Source organism: Paenibacillus sp. QJM3NY_38 (assembly GCF_056173265.1).
The window spans coordinates 1636585-1656674 of record NZ_CM149665.1; the positions used below are offsets into that span (position 1 = coordinate 1636585).

Annotated in this window: 17 protein-coding genes; 15 read left to right on the plus strand and 2 right to left on the minus strand. The window is 50.2% G+C overall.

What is annotated here, in order from left to right; translation table 11 throughout:
- Positions 1-96: 96 nt before the first annotated feature.
- From AC0VZ8_RS07100 to pepT, 5 genes are all read left to right on the plus strand, one after another.
- On the plus strand, positions 97-846 hold the full coding sequence (locus AC0VZ8_RS07100) for a methionine ABC transporter ATP-binding protein (protein WP_475486493.1): 750 nt from the start codon (positions 97-99) through the stop codon (positions 844-846).
- Positions 847-850: 4 nt separating this feature from the next.
- Positions 851-1549 carry a methionine ABC transporter permease gene (locus tag AC0VZ8_RS07105; RefSeq protein WP_071223550.1) on the plus strand — a complete coding sequence of 233 codons (699 nt, stop codon included), beginning with the start codon at positions 851-853 and terminating at the stop codon, positions 1547-1549.
- A 56-nt stretch (positions 1550-1605) separates the two neighbouring features.
- The gene (locus tag AC0VZ8_RS07110) at positions 1606-2442 is read left to right on the plus strand and encodes a MetQ/NlpA family ABC transporter substrate-binding protein (RefSeq protein WP_475486494.1); all 837 of its coding nucleotides are present in this window, start codon (positions 1606-1608) and stop codon (positions 2440-2442) included.
- Between the two features lie 190 nt (positions 2443-2632).
- Positions 2633-3121 carry an IS200/IS605 family transposase gene (gene tnpA / locus AC0VZ8_RS07115; protein WP_071223663.1) on the plus strand — a complete coding sequence of 163 codons (489 nt, stop codon included), beginning with the start codon at positions 2633-2635 and terminating at the stop codon, positions 3119-3121.
- A 209-nt stretch (positions 3122-3330) separates the two neighbouring features.
- Positions 3331-4563: a peptidase T gene (gene pepT, locus AC0VZ8_RS07120; protein ID WP_475486495.1), complete on the plus strand. Its 1233-nt coding sequence runs from the start codon at positions 3331-3333 to the stop codon at positions 4561-4563.
- A gap of 98 nt (positions 4564-4661) precedes the next feature.
- On the opposite strand, the gene AC0VZ8_RS07125 is transcribed toward pepT, so the two are convergent.
- Complete coding sequence (locus tag AC0VZ8_RS07125) at positions 4662-5546, minus strand: helix-turn-helix transcriptional regulator (RefSeq protein ID WP_071223547.1); 885 nt, start codon at positions 5544-5546, stop codon at positions 4662-4664.
- A gap of 190 nt (positions 5547-5736) precedes the next feature.
- Here AC0VZ8_RS07125 and melA point away from each other — a divergent pair, with 190 nt between their 5' ends.
- Positions 5737-7035 carry an alpha-glucosidase/alpha-galactosidase gene (gene melA / locus AC0VZ8_RS07130; protein ID WP_113056501.1) on the plus strand — a complete coding sequence of 433 codons (1299 nt, stop codon included), beginning with the start codon at positions 5737-5739 and terminating at the stop codon, positions 7033-7035.
- A gap of 135 nt (positions 7036-7170) precedes the next feature.
- Here the strand turns inward: melA and AC0VZ8_RS07135 are convergent, their stop codons facing one another.
- Complete coding sequence (locus AC0VZ8_RS07135) at positions 7171-8424, minus strand: ATP-binding protein (protein ID WP_475486496.1); 1254 nt, start codon at positions 8422-8424, stop codon at positions 7171-7173.
- 242 nt (positions 8425-8666) lie between these two features.
- Between AC0VZ8_RS07135 and AC0VZ8_RS07140 the strand changes: the two genes are divergently transcribed.
- The 9 genes from AC0VZ8_RS07140 (at position 8667) to AC0VZ8_RS07180 (ending at position 20002) form a co-directional block, all read left to right on the plus strand.
- Entirely contained in the window at positions 8667-10487 is a 1821-nt protein-coding gene (locus AC0VZ8_RS07140) for an ABC transporter substrate-binding protein (protein ID WP_475486497.1), read from the plus strand.
- Between the two features lie 103 nt (positions 10488-10590).
- Positions 10591-11601, plus strand: a complete 1011-nt coding sequence (locus AC0VZ8_RS07145) for an ABC transporter permease (protein WP_475486498.1) — start codon at positions 10591-10593, stop codon at positions 11599-11601.
- Between the two features lies 1 nt (position 11602).
- Positions 11603-12439, plus strand: coding sequence for an ABC transporter permease (locus tag AC0VZ8_RS07150; RefSeq protein WP_071223543.1), 837 nt, complete (start codon positions 11603-11605; stop codon positions 12437-12439).
- Positions 12440-12447: 8 nt separating this feature from the next.
- A complete protein-coding gene (locus tag AC0VZ8_RS07155) occupies positions 12448-13458 on the plus strand; it encodes an ABC transporter ATP-binding protein (RefSeq protein WP_475486499.1) in 1011 nt (336 codons plus the stop codon).
- A complete protein-coding gene (locus tag AC0VZ8_RS07160) occupies positions 13445-14245 on the plus strand; it encodes an ABC transporter ATP-binding protein (protein WP_100540692.1) in 801 nt (266 codons plus the stop codon). The genes AC0VZ8_RS07155 and AC0VZ8_RS07160 overlap by 14 nt, the downstream gene beginning before the upstream one ends.
- 260 nt (positions 14246-14505) lie before the next feature.
- Positions 14506-16938 (plus strand): sensor histidine kinase, encoded by a 2433-nt coding sequence (locus AC0VZ8_RS07165; RefSeq protein ID WP_475486500.1) that lies wholly within the window; start codon positions 14506-14508, stop codon positions 16936-16938.
- A gap of 54 nt (positions 16939-16992) precedes the next feature.
- Positions 16993-17658, plus strand: coding sequence for a response regulator transcription factor (locus AC0VZ8_RS07170; RefSeq protein WP_260066962.1), 666 nt, complete (start codon positions 16993-16995; stop codon positions 17656-17658).
- Positions 17659-17875: 217 nt separating this feature from the next.
- Complete coding sequence (locus AC0VZ8_RS07175; protein WP_256720554.1) at positions 17876-17998, plus strand: hypothetical protein; 123 nt, start codon at positions 17876-17878, stop codon at positions 17996-17998.
- 6 nt (positions 17999-18004) lie between these two features.
- Positions 18005-20002, plus strand: coding sequence for a methyl-accepting chemotaxis protein (locus AC0VZ8_RS07180; protein WP_260066961.1), 1998 nt, complete (start codon positions 18005-18007; stop codon positions 20000-20002).
- Positions 20003-20090 lie beyond the last annotated feature (88 nt).

The following is a 20090-nucleotide window of genomic DNA, read 5'->3' on the forward strand; positions in this document are numbered from 1 at the left end:
AAAATTATGGTATGATTCAATAGTTGTTGCAGCATAACATGCTCGCAGGCTGCATAGCCAAGCGGGCTTTCTTCATGTGCAAGGAGGGGGATTATCATGATCTCACTGCAAGAGGTCAGTAAAAGCTTTGGCAGCGGCAGTGACCGTTATCAGGCGATAGACGCTGTCTCTCTTCATATTGAGGAGGGAAGCATACACGGAATCATCGGCACGAGCGGAGCCGGAAAATCGACGCTGCTGCGCATCATGAATGTACTGGAGAGACCGGATTCCGGCCGAGTCGTGGTGAATGGTCAGGAGCTGACCTCCCTTGGCGGCAGGGAGCTTCGGGAGGCAAGAAGATCGATTGGCATGATCTTTCAGTTGTTCCAGCTGGTCAGCAACCGGACGGTATGGGGCAATGTTTCGATGCCGCTTGAGCTCGCAAAGGTACCGAAGACCGAACGGGCGAATCGTGTCCAGGAGGTTCTGCGTTTTGTCGGACTTGAGGATAAAGCGAAGTCGTATCCGGCTCAGCTAAGCGGCGGGCAGAAGCAGCGGGTAGCGATTGCCAGAGCGTTAGCCAATTCGCCGACCGTCTTGTTGTGCGATGAGCCGACCTCTTCCTTGGATCCCCAGACAACCGCGGATATTCTGGAGGTGCTCCGGCATATCAACCGAACGCTGGGGGTAACCATCGTAATCGTTTCCCACGAGATGGACGTGGTGAACGACATTTGCGACCAGGTGTCCGTTATGGAGAACGGACGTCTGAGCAGAACGTACCGCAATCAGCTAAGCGATGGAGAGACTTCTCGGGGTTCCGGGTCTTCAATGGACGGTGCAGGGAAAGTGGGGGATGGTTAGTTCCATGAATGACATCATTCCATATTTAAGTGATTATTTTGCCTATGTCCTGCAGTATCAGAATGAAATCTGGCGGGCGATTGGCGAGACGTTCATCATGGTGGGCATATCGATTGCTGCCGCTATAATACTGGGTCTTCCGGTCGGAACACTGCTATTTTTGTGTCGAAAAGGCCAGCAGTATGAGAATCGCCTTCTATTCTCCATTTTGAATGCCTTGGTTAACGTCATACGATCATTTCCGTTTCTGCTTCTGGTTGTCATTATGATACCGGTCACGAGATGGATCGTCGGCACTTCCCTGGGGACGCTGGCCGCTGCGGTGCCTTTATCCGTCGTTGCGGTGGCTTACTATTCAAGGCTGGTAGAGCAATCCTTGCTGGAGGTGCCGAAGGAAGTGATGGAGGCGGCCGCTTCCATGGGGGCATCCACACTCCAGATGATATACAAATTCCTGTATGTAGAGGCCCGTTCGGGCCTTGTGCTTGGGCTGACAACATCCACGATCAGTTTCATCTCGTACTCTACGGTGATGGGGATCGTGGGCGGGGGTGGCGTCGGGGACTTCGCGATCCGTTACGGGTACCAGCGATTTGAGGGAGAGCTAATGTCATTTACGATCATCATTATGATCATTCTGGTACAGTCCATCCAGTTCGGCGGGAATTTGGCATCCAGACTGCTGGATAAGAGAAAAGTTTAATTCTGTTTTTTGAACGTATGTACACCGATTATATTTTAACTGGAGGTAACCAAACGATGAATAAGAAATTAATGCTGCTGATGCTGACCCTCTTGCTGGTGCTGGCAGGCTGCGGACAGCAACCTGCCAAGGACAAGGCTCCGGAGAGCGCTGCACCCGATGCCGCGGAAGAAGTTACATTAAAAGTCGCAACGCTCATTCCGCCAATGACCGAGGTGCTTGATCTGGTGAAGCCGATGCTGAAGGAAGAAGGCATCAACCTTGAAATCCAGATCTTGTCGGATAATGTGCAGCCGAACAATGCGCTGGCCCATAAAGAGGTAGATGCGAACTTCTTCCAGCATGTGCCGTACATGGAAGAGTACAATGCGAACAACGGCTCTGAATTGGTTCCGGTCACGCCGATCTATAATGCCGTTTTTGGAGCCTACTCCAAAAAATATAAGACCATCGAAGAGCTTCCGGATGGTGCAAGCATAGCGATTCCTAACGACCCTTCCAACATCGGCCGATCCCTGGTGATGTTCGAGAAGAACGGCCTGATTAAGCTGAAGGAAGGTGTCGGCATTCAAGCGACGCAGGCGGATATCGTGGAGAATCCGCATAAATACAAGTTCACCGAGGTGGATCTGCTCATGCTGGCCCGTACGGTCGACGACGTCGATATGGTTGCCATGACGCCAGCATACGCGAAACCGCTGGGACTTACCCCTAAGAAAGATGCTCTCGTAACCGAAGGCAACGACTCCGATTTCACCATTACGCTGGTGGCCCGTAAAGATAATGTGGATTCCGAGCCGATCCAGAAGCTTGCCAAGGCGATGACCAGCCCGGAAGTGAAAAAGTTCTTCGAGGATAACTACTCCGAGATTGCGCTGCCGGCTTTTGAATAAAGCGCGTATTTTATGGTTCGCAATAACCGTTTTCCGAGGTTTTCGGGGGACGGTTATTTTTTTGTAAAAAGAAAACCATACGCTATGCGTATGGTTCAGGATAGCTTAAGCGTTGTATAAAAAAAATCCTCCGAAGTGTTAAGATAAATTCGGTTCGCCAACCAAATTTAAAACACGAGGAGGAGATCAGATGGCATCTGATGTGAACAGTTTAGCACATACAAAATGGAATTGTAAGTATCACATAGTGTTTGCACCAAAGTACAGAAGACAAGTGATCTATGGGAAATTGAAAAGAGATATAGGAAAAATACTAAGACAATTGTGTGAAAGAAAAGGTGTAGAAATTATAGAAGCAGAGGCATGTAAAGATCATATACACATGCTGGTAAGTATACCGCCGAAAATAAGTGTGTCATCATTTATAGGGTATTTAAAAGGGAAGAGTAGCTTAATGATATTTGATCGCCATGCAAATTTAAAATATAAGTATGGGAATCGAAAATTCTGGTGTAAAGGGTTTTATGTGGACACGGTAGGAAGGAACAAGAAAGTGATTGAAGAGTATATACGAAATCAGTTACAAGAAGACGTGGTTGCAGAGCAAATGACGCTGGAAGAGTATATAGATCCATTCACAGGAGAAGAAACAGGAAGCAAACGAAAGAAGAAGAACTAGAAGGCCCCTTAAGGGGTAGCCGAAAAAGTAGTGCGGTTGGCGAACGATTCAATGCCCTTTAGGGCTGGCCAGTAACAAAGGCTTTCAGCCGCAGAGCAAACCACCCGTTCACACGGGTGGTTTTGATTGAGTGCGGCCAAATATGGTATACTCTTCATGGATTTGAGAGGTGCACCTTACATACCCATACGTATTGGAGTTGAGAATTTATGAAAAAAGAAGTAATCGACAGACTCATTACCTATGCACAAGTGGATACGCAGTCAGACGAGAACAGTAATACCTGCCCTTCGACACCGGGACAGCTGACACTGGGTCAGCTGCTGGTGGACGAGCTGAAGGAAAGCGGCATGCAGGATGTCACGATGGATGAGAATGGCTATGTGATGGCCACACTTCCGGCAAACTCGGATAAACCAATCCCGACCATCGGCTTTTTGGCACATATCGATACGGCTACCGATTTTACGGGCGCCGGTGTCAAGCCGCAGATCGTCGAACAATATGACGGACAAGACATCATTCTGAACAGAGCGCAGAATGTGGTGCTCTCCCCGCGGGATTTTCCGGAGCTGAATGGCTACAAGGGGCATACACTCGTTACAACGGATGGCACCACCTTGCTTGGAGCTGATGATAAAGCGGGAATTGCCGAGATTATGACAGCGATGGCTTATTTAATCCAACACCCGGAACTGAAGCACGGTAAAATCCGGGTTGCTTTTACGCCGGATGAGGAGATCGGGAGAGGACCGCACAAGTTCGACGTGGAGGCCTTTGGGGCTAAATACGCATATACGATGGATGGCGGACCGCTCGGGGAGCTTCAATACGAAAGTTTTAATGCGGCAGCGGCGCTGGTCACTTGCAAAGGGAAGAATGTCCATCCCGGAACGGCCAAAAACAAAATGGTTAACGCGGCGAAAATCGCCATGGAGCTGAACAGCATGCTCCCCGCGGAAGAAGCGCCTGAACATACCGAAGGTTATGAAGGCTTCTATCATCTTACTTCCATCGAGGGTGATGTGGAGCTGACCGAGCTTCGTTATATTATCCGCGATCATGACCGGGAGCTTTTCGAAGGAAGAAAGGCCAAGCTGGCCTCCATCGTAGAGGAGCTTCAAAACAAGTATGGAGCCGAGCGGATCATCCTTCAGATGAAAGATCAGTATTACAATATGCGTGAAAAAATCGAGCCGGTCAAAATAGTGGTCGACATCGCCCAGACAGCCATGGAGAAGCTGGGAATCAAGCCGATCATCGAACCCATTCGCGGTGGCACTGATGGTTCTCAACTGTCGTACATGGGCCTGCCAACACCCAATATTTTTACGGGCGGGGAGAACTACCACGGGCGGTATGAGTATGTATCCGCCGACAATATGGTATTGGCCGTTCAAACGATTATTGAAATCGTGCAGTTGTATGAGGAGCGGGCTTAAGTTAAATCTTTTCAAAAAGGAGCTGCCGGCAGGAATGCCGGCAGCTTTTTCGTATGCTCTTGTTTGGGCCCGCATTAGATATCTTGCCTGTCTATAGATCATGCTTTAGTAGAGCCTTTCTCCAGGCTGTATTTATACTCGCTTGGGGTCATGCCTGTCCATTTGCGAAACTGCTTGGAGAAATAGAGTGCATCATTGAAACCGACAGAGGAAGCAATCTCATGAATGGAGAAGGACGATTTCATGAGCGATTTGGCTTTCTCAATACGTACCTTCATGAGATATTGCATGGGGGACATGCCTGTATGCTGTTTGAACATTTTGGACAGATGTGCCCGGTGATAGCCAAGCGTTTTGGCCATTTGATCAATGGAGAGCTGTTGATGATACTGGGTCGAGATCCATCTCTCGGTCTGCCTTACGCCTCGCTCGATATCCGGCACGTCATTGGAGTTTGACGGAAGATGCTCACGGTTTAACATCGCCAGCTTATGGAGCAGCAATCGGAGCCACCCGGAAGCCTGAAGGTCCTCAAGCCAGGGATGATCCGATTGGTTAAAGCCCAGACGGAGATGACGGTACATGTCGATCAGCGACCTTAGCTCAGCTTCATCCGTGCAGTGGATAATCGGCTTAGCCGGCGTAACACCCATGTCGGCCAGCAGCATCTTGGTGCCTTTTTCTTGTAATGCAACCCAGTTATAGTGCCAGGGGTTCCGATCATCGGCTTCATAGCTGAAAAGAACACCGGGAAGGATCACGAAGGTGTCGCCTGCCTGGCAATGATGCACGATGCCGGCACACTCGAAGATGCCTTGGCCTGTTAAGACGGTGTGTATGAGGCAGTAATCATGAATGATCGGACCGATTTTGTGGCGTGGTATGGGAGTTCCCTCACCGCTGAACAGGATGTTCAGGTCGTGACCGCCCGGCGAAGGATTCATACCAATCGTGTAGAGCGTATGGTCTGGCAAAATAGACATGCGCTATCCCCCTTAAACGTGTGCGAGATCAATCGATATCGTGGATGTTGAATTAGGGTTAGCTTACCTAATGAAACAACAAATGTCCATATCGCACTTGTTTTGCTCCATATTCAAAAAAGACCGATTATCATATAGTTAGTCTTGTGAAAGCGTATTAATTCATGGAGTTTAGGGAGGGAATTAATTGATGTCTAAGATTACATTTATCGGAGCAGGAAGTACCGTATTTGCCAAGAATGTCCTGGGGGATTGCATGCAGACCCCGGCCTTGCAGGGATTTGAACTTGCTTTGTATGATATTGACCCGATCCGTTTGAAAGATTCGGAGAACATGTTGAATAATATAAAGAAGACCAGCGGCAGTACCTGTGTCGTCAAATCATACAGTGACCGCAAGGAAGCTCTTCGCGGAGCAAAATATGTCATCAATGCCATCCAGGTCGGAGGATACGATCCGTGTACGATTACGGACTTTGAAATTCCGAAGAAGTATGGACTCAGACAGACGATTGCGGATACTGTGGGAATCGGCGGGATTTTCCGTAATCTCCGCACCATCCCGGTCATGCTGGATTTTGCGGCCGATATGCGGGAAGTTTGTCCACAGGCGCTGTTCTTGAACTATACGAACCCCATGGCGGTGCTGACCAATGCGATGAACACGCTGGGCGGCGTGCAAACGGTAGGTCTGTGCCACAGCGTACAGGCTTGCATTCCGCATCTGTTCGATAATCTGGGGATGGACAAGGAAGGCGTGCAGGCCAAGATCGCCGGCATTAACCATATGGCATGGCTGCTTGAGGTAACGAAGGATGGCGTGGACCTGTATCCGGAAATTAAGAAGCGCGCGGCCGAGAAGCAGAAGGAGAAGCATCATGATATGGTTCGTCTCGAGATGATGCTGAACTTCGGTTACTACATTACGGAGTCGTCCGAGCATAACGCCGAGTACCATCCATATTTCATCAAGCGTAACTATCCGGAGCTTATTGAGCGCTTTAATATCCCGCTGGATGAATATCCACGTCGCTGTGTGAACCAAATCGAGGGATGGAAGGCGATGCGCGAGGATTTGGTCAACAACCAGGATCTGAAGCACAACCGCTCCCATGAATATGCTTCTTACATTTTGGAAGCGATCGAGACCAATGTTCCGTTCAAAATCGGCGGCAATGTAATGAACACGGGACTGATCACGAACCTTCCGAAGGAAGCTTGCGTTGAGGTTCCGTGTCTGGTCGATGCCAGCGGCGTAACCCCGACCTATGTCGGCGATCTGCCTCCGCAATGTGCCGCTCTGAACCGCACCAATATCAATACCCAGCTGCTGACGCTGGAAGCGGCGGCAACCGGCAAGAAGGAGCATATCTATCATGCGGCGATGCTCGACCCGCATACGGCTGCCGAGCTGTCCATCGATGACATCAAGAGCCTGTGCGACGACCTGATTGAGGCGCATGGAGACTGGCTCCCTAAATACCAATAAGGCTGATACCACTTAAGCAAAAACAACAGAGTTTTTGCAGCGAAAGAAATATTATTCCATAAAAGAGAGACGCTCTGGTATCTACAGGGGCGTCTCTCTTTATCGTTAACAGATTGCGCGCGGAAATTACCTATGTTATGGATTTATATTGGCGTGCGGGAGCGTGATGAGAAACACCGTTCCTGATCGTGGCGAGCTCCGAACCGAGACACTTCCATTCATGGCGCGAATGGCTTGATAGGAGAAGGTGAGTCCAAGTCCGGTGCCGCTCATTTTAGTGGAATAGTAGATTGAACCGAGACGACTCAATTGCTCAGGGGTCATGCCGATCCCGTTATCTTTGATTTCGATGGACACCTGTTCTGCTTCTTCATAGATGGTGACGTGGACCGTGCCTCTGTCGACGTCTTTGCTGGCCTCAATCGCATTCTTAATAAAGTTGACCAACAGCTGCTTGAGCTCCGCCGGACTGCCTAAAATGTAAATGGGGAGCTGAGGGTAATCAGCGCTGAGGGTCACGTTGCTCATATTAGCATATGAAATCATGAGCTCGACAACAGACTTGATCTGGGCCGAAAGCTCGATTCTTTGCTGAAACGGCAAGTGTGGTTTGCTGATCGAGAGATACTCGGACAAGATTTGCTCGGTCCGGCGAATTTCCTCCATGCTGATTTCCAGAAAACGTTCGGTTTTTTCCTGAGGGAACGTACCGCTCTTAATCAATTGCAGGAACCCAAGCACGGTTGTCAGCGGATTGCGGACCTCATGGGCAAGGGATGCGGCGACATGATTGACGGCTTCGGCTTTCTCATTCTGGATATACCGCAGATAAAGCTCTTTGTCGGATACGGATTTGTTAAACAGGGTCACGAGAAGCCATATTCCGAGCGAGTTATGAACCGGCATAGCTAGAATATTGAATACGAAGTTATTTATGATGTAGTCAGGTTTGTTTATGTAGAGTATCGTGAGCGGGAGAATAGAGAAGCTGATACCTGCTATAAAAACGATCCAAAATTTGTGTTTGGTTCGATGGTACATGAATGACAATAGAACGGACAGCGGGAACGTAAAGATCAAGATAATAATGGCGTCGATCATGCCGGATCCGCCAATGTACAACCTGTAGATTAGAAATTCCACAAGGAGAATTGCCCCAGTCAGGAACCCTCCGAACAGCATGCCGAAGAACATAATGACATACCGCACGTCAAAGATCAGCCCGCTTTGAACGGACGAAGCAAAGGTCATGGACAGCAGCATGCACAGCGAACAAATGACAATGATGAAATTACGGGAATAGTTGACTGTCAGTTTTCTGTAATAGATGTTGTATGCGACAAAAGGCATCAATGCAAACAACAACTGCAGCAAAACATCTTTAATCACAGGCAGTAGGCCCACCCCTTTGAAGAGTATCGAATCGTCCGCTAGATTACCTTGTCCATTCAAGTTCGACGTCAATTGGAAAAATCCTTGAGGCTTGAATAAAAATAACAAAATTTATTCGTACTCAGATGGAGTGGAGGAACATATAAATTCATCGAGAAAGCGCTTGCAGATAACATATGTCTGTGCCGGATACTCAGCACTTAAGTGAGAACACATTTCCATGAATGGAGGGTTCACAAGTGAAGCTGAAGACCGTTCTGAGACCCATGTTCATTCTTTTGTTGGTCGCGTCTTTTTTTGCTGCCGGATGCCAGAGTGTAACGCCACCGACCGCATCAGATCCGCCGCCGCCCAAAGAAGAGGTAAACACACCCGGAGGCAGTGATGAGCCGGCACCGTCGGGCGATGCGAAAGCGACGCCGAGAAATGAAACGCTATACGTGAACGGTTTGCAATGGGGGGCACCTACGAATTTTAACCTGCTCAGCGGAAACCCGGCGTTTCCGATTAACTACGGAAACTCCAGAGAACTCGTCTATGAAACCTTGTTCATGGTCAATCAGCTGACAGGCGAGTTGGAGCCGCTGCTGGGTACCAAGTATGAATGGACCGACGATCTGACCCTGAAGATCGAATTGAACAAGGATGCCAAATGGAGTGACGGCAAGCCATTCACCTCCGATGATGTCGTTTATACCTACCATCTCGGCAAAAAATATGACATTAACTGGAGCAGCTTCTGGACCTACATCGAGGACGTAACGGCAGACGGGCCGCAAACGGTGAACATCAAGCTGAATAAAGACAATCCGAACAAATTGACGGTGCTCGACAGCATCGAGATCATGCCGATGCTGCCTAAACATGTATGGGAAGAGGTCGAGATGAAAGCCAATAACGACCTAGCCACCATTCGTAAAGAAGTCAACGAGGACCCGATCGGAACGGGGCCTTACAAAATGTATTTTTATAATGATCAGAAGATCACGATCGTACGGGACGATAACTACTGGGGGCAGGCACTCTTTGGCAAGCTGCCGGCTCCCAAATATATCACCCATGTCATCTATAAAGACAATGCAGCGGGTGATCTGGCATTCAAGAGCGGTCAGGTAGACGTATCGCAGCAGTTTATTCCGCAGGTATGGAAAATGTGGGAGGGCGGGGCTCCGGTTAAAACCTATATCAAAGAGGCTCCCTATTATGTGCCCGGCTCCATGCCATCGATCTTCTTCAACATGACGAAGGAAGGACTCAACAATGCGGATGTCAGAAAAGCGATCGCTATGGCGATTGATTACGGTAAAATTTCGGAGCTGGCCATCAGCGGCTACTCGGCCCCAATGGAGCCGTCGTTAACGCTGAATACGGAGGCCGAAGCGAAATATGTAGACCAGGCGGCTATCAAACCGCTCCAATGGACAACGGATGTGGATGCGGCCAATGCGCTGCTCGATTCCATCGGCGCCGCGAAGGGGAAAGACGGCATCCGCGTCTTGAACGGAACCCGTCTCGGCCCGTTTGAAATCGAGTGTCCATACGGCTGGTCGGATTGGAATGCGGCGCTTGAGATTGTGGCCCAGAATGCGAAGGCAATCGGTATCGAGATTCGAACCAAATTTCCGGAAGCACCGGTATGGACCAATGATCTACAGACCGGCAAGTTCGATATCATCATGAACACGCCTGCAGGCGGGGTCAGCCCAAGCCAGCCGTGGAACCGCGCGATGACCATCATGTACTCCAAGGGCGTTGCGCCAATGGGCGAGATGGCATTCTACAACTGGGGCCGGTATAAGAACGAGCAAGCCGATGCCATCATCGAGAAGATTCCAACCATTACGGACGAAGCTGAATTGAAAGCGCTCTATACTGAATTGACCCAAATCTGGTTAAAGGATATCCCATCGATTCCGCTCATGTATCGTCCTTGGGTATTCGATACGGTCAATGAATCCGTATGGAAGGGCTTCCCGACGGAAGGGGACGGCAGCAACATACCGCCTCAAATTTCGATGGATGGAGCCGGTATCAAGTCGCTGTATCAGATTCATAACTGATGGATATAACTCATTGAACCAAGACCTATATTGGCGGATTTGCACCCCTGATATAGGTCTCTTTTCCACCAATTTCAAGGTGTGATCCATGGGGGTGAGCTGCTTGAGCGTTTACGGAAAATATATCGTCAAGAAGTTCTTCTGGTACTTTCTGACGCTGGTGATTGCGGTCACGCTGAATTTCCTGCTGCCCCGGATGATTGAAGGGAATCCGGTGAGCATGATTGTGTCTGAGATGACGCAGGGGATGACCGACAGCGATACGATCAAACGGGTCTATGAGACATTTCTCGTCGAGTTTGGAATCGACAAGCCTTTATGGGAGCAGTACTTCATCTATCTGAAAAATTTGGCGACAGGCAATCTGGGCACTTCATTCGGCCTATATCCGAAACCGGTAACGGAGATTCTGGCCTCGGCGGTTCCATGGACGATCGGGCTTCAGCTTCCGGCCATTCTGGTTGGCTGGCTGATCGGGAACGTGCTGGGCGCCGTTGCGGCTTACCGCAAAGGCGTATTCGATAAAGTGATATTCCCGGTGGCCTTGTTCGTGAATTCCATTCCTTTTTTTACCTTAGCCATTATTATGCTGTATGTATTCGCCCTGTCCCTGAACTGGTTTCCGCTGCATGGGGGCTACGATTACCAGATGGTGCCGTCACTCAGCTTTGAATTCTTCGCTTCCGTACTTCGGCATCATACGCTTCCATTTCTATCGATCGTGCTGGTTACGATTGGCGGCCAAGCCATTGGCATGCGGGAGATGTCCATCTATGAGCTGAATTCGGATTACGTACTATACAGCAAACTTCTCGGGATACGGGACTCCAAGATCGCGAGGTATGTATTCCGAAATGCGATGCTGCCCCAGATCACGGGATTGGCGTTATCCATCGGTACGATGGTGGGCGGTTCGCTGATCTGTGAAATCGTATTCAGTTATCCGGGAATCGGAACCTGGATGTTCACGGCGATCCGTCAGCTGGATTATCCGTTAATTTCGGGCTGCACCCTCTTGATCGCCCTGGCCGTGCTGCTGGCCAACTTTACGATTGACCTAATCTACGGCTGGATCGATCCAAGAATCAAGGCCGCTCAGATGGAGGATCAATAATATGAACAGTTCCTTTCGCATATTGATCAAATCGCCAAAGTTTATGTTCGGAGCCTGCATGCTGCTGGCTATGATCGGGATGGTGCTGATCTACCCGCTCTTTAACCGCAACGATCCGCTGGAGATGATCGCCCTGGCGTACCAGCCACCGGATTCGAAGCTGCTGCTGGGGTCGGATAACTTCGGCAGGGATTTATTCCTGGAATTGATCTATGGCATTCGGACTTCCCTGCAGGTTGGGCTGATTGCCGGCGTATTTGCTACTGTGATTGGTCTTGTGATCGGTTTAGCCTCAGGTTATATCGGAGGCATGATTGATAATCTGCTGACCGCCATCACCAACATTTTCATCGTGATACCTTCCTTTGTCATCCTCATTCTGATCTCGGTCAGCATCGATTCGCGCAGCTCGTTTGTTACGGCGGTTATCATTGGCATTACCAGCTGGCCCTGGACGGCCAGGGCCGTACGTGCGCAGACATCCTCGCTGCGAAACCGGGATCACGTAAATATCGCGAAAATATCCGGCTACAGCACGCCGCGCATTATCATCTCGGAGATATTGCCGTACATCGCTTCCTATGTTGTCATGGCGTTTGTGCTGCAGACGGCATCAGGTATTCTGTCCGAGGCTTCCATCTCGATGCTGGGGCTGGGACCGTACAACACGATTTCCCTTGGCATCATCATGAACTGGGCGCTCGTATTTGAAGCACCGGTTGCCGGCGCTTGGTGGGCCTTCATCCCGGCGGCGATCTCCATCGCCATCATCACCTTCTCCTTGTACATGATGAACACCGGCATGGATGAGATATTCAATCCGAAGATTAGGAGCTGATGGGTGTTGTGAGCACAAATATACTGGAAGTGAACGAATTGAAGACCTATTACCGTACCCGGTTGAAGGAGCATGTCTATGCCGTAGACGGGGTGAGCTTCTCGCTCGAAAAGGGGAAGACGCTTGGCATTGCCGGTGAATCCGGCTGCGGCAAATCGACCCTTGCGCTCAGCCTGATGGGTTTCTATTTTCCACCGCTGCATTATGGCAGCGGCTCGATTGTCGTAAGCGGCACGGATATTATGAAGCTTGGCAAGGAACAGCTCCGTTCCCAGGTGTCGGGAAGAGAGATATCGTATATCCCGCAAGCAGCTATGAATGCCCTGAATCCTACGCTCAAAATCATTCATTTCGTCGAGGATATTATGAAGGAGCATCGCCCTGAGCTGAACAAGAAGCAGGTGTGGGATATGGCGGCGGAACGGTTCGAAACCTTGAATTTGTCAACCAAGGTGTTGAACTCCTATCCGAACGAGCTGTCAGGCGGCATGAAGCAGCGGACGGTGATCGCTATTTCCACCATTCTGAACCCCAAAGTGCTGATTGCGGACGAACCGACCTCGGCGCTGGACGTAACCTCGCAGAAAGCGGTGATCAAGCTGCTGAAAAGTCTGCTGGATCGGGGCTATATTCAGTCTCTGGTATTCATCACCCACGAGCTGCCGCTGCTTTATCACGTAACGGATGACATCATCGTCATGTATGCAGGGGAGATCGTGGAGCGCGGAACCGCAGAGCAAATGATTTTTGACCCGATCCATCCTTATACGAAAAAGCTGATGGGTTCCATCATTGTGCCGGAGGAAGGCATGAAAGGCCATAAGCTAGCCGCTATCCCGGGTACCCCGCCTAATCTGAAAAACGTACCGGAGGGCTGCCGGTTTGCAGATCGCTGTTCCTATGTGCAAGACGCCTGCCGTAAGGGAAAGATAACGAGCCGGACCGTGGAGGATCGCGTGTATCGCTGCATCGTGGAACCGGGTGTGCTTAAGGAGTGGTATGCAAATGAAGAGGAATGATGTCCTGATTCGGGGAGAGCATCTCACCAAGGTGTTCGGTTACGGGAAGCAGAAGACCACCGCCGTGGAGGATGTCAGCTTTACCTTTCATGAAGGCGAAATCATATCGATTGTCGGCGAGAGCGGAAGCGGCAAAACGACACTGGCGAAAATGATCATGGGCCTGCTGAAGGAGAGCAGCGGTACGATAGAGTATATGGGCAAGCCAAGGCAGCTGAAGCGGCACAGAGACCGCAAGCGCTATTGGAAAAATATCCAAGCGATCTTTCAGGACCCGTTCTCTTCGTTCAATCTCTTCTATAAAGTCGAGAAGCTGCTGCTCGATTGCATCAAGCTGCAGGGAGATAAACTGACGAAGGAGGAGCAATTCCGCAAAATGAAGGAAGCGTGCTCCTTTGTCAATCTGAAATTCGAGGAGCTGCACAATAAATACCCGTTCGAACTGTCCGGCGGGCAAATGCAGCGCCTGATGATCGCCCGGATTTTCATGCTCCATCCGAAGCTGCTGATTGCGGATGAACCGACCTCCATGGTCGATGCATGCTCGCGGTCCACGATACTGGATATGCTCTTGAAGCTGCGAGATGAGAACAACATGACGATTATTTTCATTACCCATGACGTAGGGCTTGCTTATTATGTAAGCGATACGCTGTATATTATGGAACAAGGGAAAGTCGTGGAGCGGGGACCGGCGGAAGAGGTTATCTTGAATCCGCAGCATCCTTATACCCAGCAGTTGATTTCCGATGTGCCCAAGATTCACTCCGAGTGGGATTTGGCATGAGCGTCGTGGACAATGGAAATCTCATGAGAAAAGCTCGAAGCGCAACGCTGCTTCGGGCTTTATTTTGCTTCGTTTATTTTCGCGGATATGACACTTCGAATCGCTGCGTAAAATTTCTCTATTCTTGATCTTCGCATTTGTGAAGGATCTGCCGATAAATGATATGGCTGCCATTTGATTCATTCGCTGCTCGCATTCGGTATACCGCAAGGCATCTGACATGACTGCGTGTATGCTTCATAAGGAGACCATCAAACATCATGTGTAACTACTTCTTGGGGGCAACCATCTTGGTATTAGTCGCCCTCACCATGACATTCTGGATTTTTTTGTTCAAAGTCGCATATCAGCGGAAGATAAGCCACCAGGCCTTGGACATGGCCGAAGGCAGATTCCGCTTGCTTGATGATATGCTGCTTACGCTTGATGTGGGTATTTGGGCATACGATTTTGCCACAAGGAGTATCCAAAATACTTCTTTGGCTTTTCATAAAATCACAGGTTATTCACATCATGATTTCGCAGGCGGCCTTTCCTGGGAAACGCTGATCCATCCGGAGGATATGGCGCTGTTCCGATCCTTGGTTGACAAACTTCGACAAGGCGACGCCGTTCATACCGAATACCGAATCATCCATGCGGATGGTGATGTTCGCTGGGTTCAGGTAAAGATGATTCCGACGTTGAATGACGCCGATCAAATGATCCGCACGGATGGCATTGCCGTTGATATTACCACCCGCTTCCGCATGGAAGAGGCGCTGTATGATATTACAGAATGCAAGAAGATGGAACAGGCGCTCAAGGAAAGCATGAACCGGTATCGCAGGCTGGTGGAGTTATCTCCGATTGCCATTGCAGTCTGCAAGGACCGCAAGCTCATGTACGTGAATCCCGCCGGACTTCGGATCCTTGGGGCGGCGGGTCCTGAGAACATCCTGGGTACCGATCCTTGGGACTGGGTGCTTGATCCCTATGAGGAGTGGGCCCGCAAACGGCTCAGGCAGCTGATTCGGACAGGGGAAGTTGTTGCCGAAGAACTATCCATAAGACGGGTTGACGGAGAGCGGGTCGATGTCGTGGCGACGGCCCTTTATGATGCGGAATCGGACACGATTGAAGTTTTTTTCGAGGATATAACCGCCCGTAAATCAGCGGAAAGGGCCCTTATGGAGAGTGACCGGATCAACCGCCATATTCTGGATATCGCTCCGGTTGCGATGTTCCTGCATTCCGATTTTTCTTATATTTATGCGAATCCTGCGGGCTTATCCTTATTGGGAATTGCGGACATCGCGCAATTGGACGGCACCTCCTTCCAGGACGTGATTCCTTCCGACCAGCTCGAGTTCGTGACGTCTGAGGTTGAACATGTGTACGCAAGCGGAAATACCTCGGAGCTCGCCGGCAACAAACTAATCCGGCTGGATGGGACGATCATTGATATTGAGGCCATAACGACACCTATCCCATATATAGGACATCATACCGCGCTTACCATTATTCGGGATGTTACGCAGCAGAAGCAGGCCGAACGGGAGCGGATTGCGGCAGAAAGGCTTGTCCGGGAGAGCGAGGACCTGTATTTCAGACTGCAGATGAGCCTGGATCAGTTCTCCTCCGATCTTTTCGGGATGGTGAAGATCAGTGAATTGAATGCCCGGATCGTACAGGAAATCAAGAAGGTGCTGGGGACGGATCGGGTGAGCCTCATCCAGATAAACCACCACAGTCTGCAGATCAAAATCCAAGGGGGCCATAAAGAACCGCCACAAGGGGTGATTCGTGCGATCCATTCATGTGGCCCTGGGCATATTCCGTTCTGTAAACTGTTTGAGATGTGTGATGGATATTTTGTCAAGATTGGAGAAATGAACGGGGATAGCAGCATTGTCTGTATTGGCGGCGACGTTCCCTTGCTCCTGATTCAGGCCCAAAAAATATGGCTGGAGACCATTACGCGTTATGCAAGTGTTCTGTACGATAACTTCCGCGTCATTGAGGATTTAACAAGGGAACTGGAGAAGCTGGGTTCATCCCAGCAGATCATGCCCCTATGGCTGCTGCGACTCATGCTTCATTTATCCGAAAATGAGCGGAAGCGATTGTCCCAGGACCTTCACGATGCCGCGCTTCAGGAACAGATTATATGGTACAGGAAATTGAATCAGATTACTTCGGATCATGAGCTGCCGGAGGATCTGCGCCCGCAGCTGGAGGAGATTGAGCAGGGCCTTCTGGATGTCATTTATCAGATTCGAATTACGTGCAACGAGCTTCGTCCCCCGCTTCTGAAGGAGGAGGGGTTGGAACGTTCGCTTGAGGCATTGTTTGAATTTACCCAGCTCCGAACCAATTATTCCATACAATTCGACTGCTCAAACTTCGATGATGATATCAGTGACGACCATTTGATCGGATTGTACAGGATTGTCCAGGAGCTGCTGGCCAATGCAACGAAGCATTCCAACGCGACGGAGGTAAGGCTCCGTTTGTCCACCCAGTCGGATGAAGTCAACCTGAGTTATGAAGACAACGGGATTGGGATCGACCCCAGTCAGCAATCGGACCAATTCAACAGCATGGGGATTGGCGGCATGAAAGAGCGAGTCAGAAGCATGAACGGCAAAATCCAGTTCGACTCGTCGGATAGCGGCGGGTTGGCTGTCTATATATCCATTACGGCAAGATAAATTCGCCATCAGTGAAGCAAGCAAGATACCAGACTGAAGGAGTCATGAGTGACGATGATCGAAATTTTATTGGTGGATGACCATCCCTCGGTGATGGAGGGAACCAAGGTGCTGCTTGAGCAGGAAAAGGATATGTTCGTGAAGATTGCCAATACGCCGGAGCGGGCACTGGAGTTGGTGAGCACGCTGCATTTTGACGTGATGCTGATTGATATGCATATGCCGGGCATGAACGGAATTGATTTGGCCAAGCAGATCCTCCGGATTGCTCCGGACGCGGTAATGCTGATTTATACGGGCTTTGAAGTCAGCAATCATTTTAATTTGATTATGGAGGCCGGACTGGCAGGTTTTGTCTCGAAAACGTCGGGCAAAGAGCAGCTGGTAACGGCTGTTCGGTGTGCGCTGCGAGGAGAGGTCGTTCTGCCGCTGACACTCGTGAAGCAGCTCCGCCGCGATACCGCAAATGGCCCGGAACGAACAGCAGGCGCGCCGGCAGCCCAGTCTATAACCGATAAAGAATATAGTATTCTCAAGGAAATCGCTCGCGGAAAGAGCAACAAGGAGATTGCGGGGACGGTGATCATGAGCCAGCGTTCACTCGAGTACTGCTTAACCAATCTCTTTCAAAAGTTGAATGTGAAGTCACGTATAGAAGCTGCACTGAAGGCAAAGCAAATGGGGATCCTCTCGGATTCGGATTTTGTCCAGATAAGCTGACAGGCTTACTCTTTTTTTCGATTCAGATCATGAAGCAATACACCCTTCGATACGATTTTAGGTAAATTCGCTACCATTCGACAACAATCGCAGGGTAGCCCGCAAAATTCTTGCGTGCTCACGCAAGAGAATTTCGGTTACGAAAGGTATGTAAGTGTATATGCTTATGTTACTGGATGGATATAGTCTGTTAGTAGGAAGGGTGGTTACTTGCGGCATGACAAAGGACCTATTTGAATATGGTGTCGATGACCTCTTGTCACCGGAAGAGATTGAGGAGGTTTTGGCGCAGCTTGAAGAAGAATGGAATGAATTTAACAGCCGGAAGAAGCGAGGGTGACTCATAATGAAACGATGGAAGTCTTTGAAATCTCTGTTTGCAATGAAACTCCAGAGTCGCATGCTGCTTATTATTTTGGGAGCAATCACGATATTTTTAACGAGCATGATGACTTATATCAGTATGACTACAACGGAGGAGGCTCTGGATTCGGCCAAGACGCTTGCGGTGACGACGAGTGAAAAGATCGGCGCTCTGGTTCAAGCAGAGCTTGACGATGTCATGAACTCCGCACGTACATTGGCTGTAAGCTTTGTTGGAATGAAGGAGAGCGACACAACGAATCGAGCAGCCGTTAATGAAATATTAAGAAGAAACCTGGAGGACAACCCGTCGTGGAAAGGGATTTGGACTTTATGGGAGCCGGATGCCTTTGATGGCCAGGATAACGAATACAGAAACAAACAGGGCAGTGACCATACGGGCCGAATGATGTCCTACTGGGCAAGAACGGAATCCGGACTGGAACGTTCCGTCATCGAGGATTATGAGCACGAAGGGGAAGGTGACTTCTATCTCCTGGCGAAGAACAGCGGCAAGGAAATCATTATGGATCCGTACGTCTTCAAAGTAGGTAACGAAGATGTCATGATGACATCGCTCGTTGTTCCAATTATCGATAACGGAAAGACCGTCGGCGTGGTTGGCGTCGATATTTCCCTGGCACATTTGCAAAGCATAATGGAACAATTCCGATTGTTCGATACGGGTTATGCTCATATCTATTCGAATACGGGCGTGATCGTAACGTCCCCGGAGGACGGATTGATGGGGCAGACGCTTGAGAAGGCATATCCTGGCAAGACGGTTCCTCTTATACTGGATGCGATTCGGGAAGGGGACGTTTATACCGAGGAAGATGCCGAGCTGTACAAGCTGTATACGCCGATTAAGACCGGATTGACCGAAACGCCATGGTCTGCCGCTATCATTATCCCGATGGATGAGATTACGGCCAAGTCGGATGCACTGATCATCTCCATCATAGCGGCAGGCGTGGTCACCTTAGTAGCTATGGCAGCTGTCGTAGTCCTGTTAACAAGGTCCATCGTGAAGCCACTGGGTGTTTCCGTTTCCATCGGCGAGTTCATGTCGAAGGGAGACTTCACGCAGGAGGTTCCTGCGGCTTATCTTCGCAGGGCAGATGAAATCGGCACATTGTCCCGAGTGTTCGCGCAGCTGCTGGAGAGCATGCGGGAGATGATCGGCAGAGTAAACATGAACGCATCATCGGTAGCCGCCGCTTCACAGCAGCTGTCAGCTGGTGCCGAGGAACTGGCCGTTGGGAGCAGCAGTCAGGCTGAATCCGTGCAGACCGTCAGTGAATTGTTCCATGAATGGTCGAATGCCATCAATTCCGTTGCAAGCGACGCCTCGGCAGCATCCGAGCTTGTAAATCAGACCTCCGGCATTGCAACGGAAGGCAGCGGCATCGTCCAGCAGTCGGTGGAAGGCATGAACCGGGTACGGGAGCAGGTTGCCAAACTCGAAGCGGACTCCCAGCGGATCGGTGAGATCATCGAGGTCATCGACGATATCGCCAAGCAGACCAACCTGCTTGCCCTTAATGCGACGATCGAGGCTGCTCGGGCCGGCGATCAAGGAAGAGGCTTCGCCGTGGTGGCGGATGAAGTGCGTAAGCTGGCCGAACGCAGTGGAGGGGCCACGAAGCAGATTGCCGATATCATCAAAGGCATGCAGAAGAATACGGCCGATAGCGTGGAGGCGGTGAATCAAGGCGTCATCCACACGGAAAAAGCCGGGGAAGCCTTTGCCTACATTACAAGCATGGTGAATGAATCGGCGGGCAAAGTGATGGATATTGCAGCCGCCAGCGAGGAGCAGGCAGCCCAGGCTGCCGAGGTGGCAACCGCCATTGAAACGATATCTTCGTCGACGGAGGAAACAGCGGCTACAAGCGAGGAAGCGGCTGCAACGGCACAATCGCTTGCCGAGCTTGCCGAAGAGCTGAACCATACCGTATCGGCCTTCAAAATCTCGTAGCACCACTGGCATATTGATGATAAGCTTGGCCTAAGGGCCAGGCTTTTTTTCATGAAAGGCATTGGCGGCCTGCTATCGCAAGAAAAAC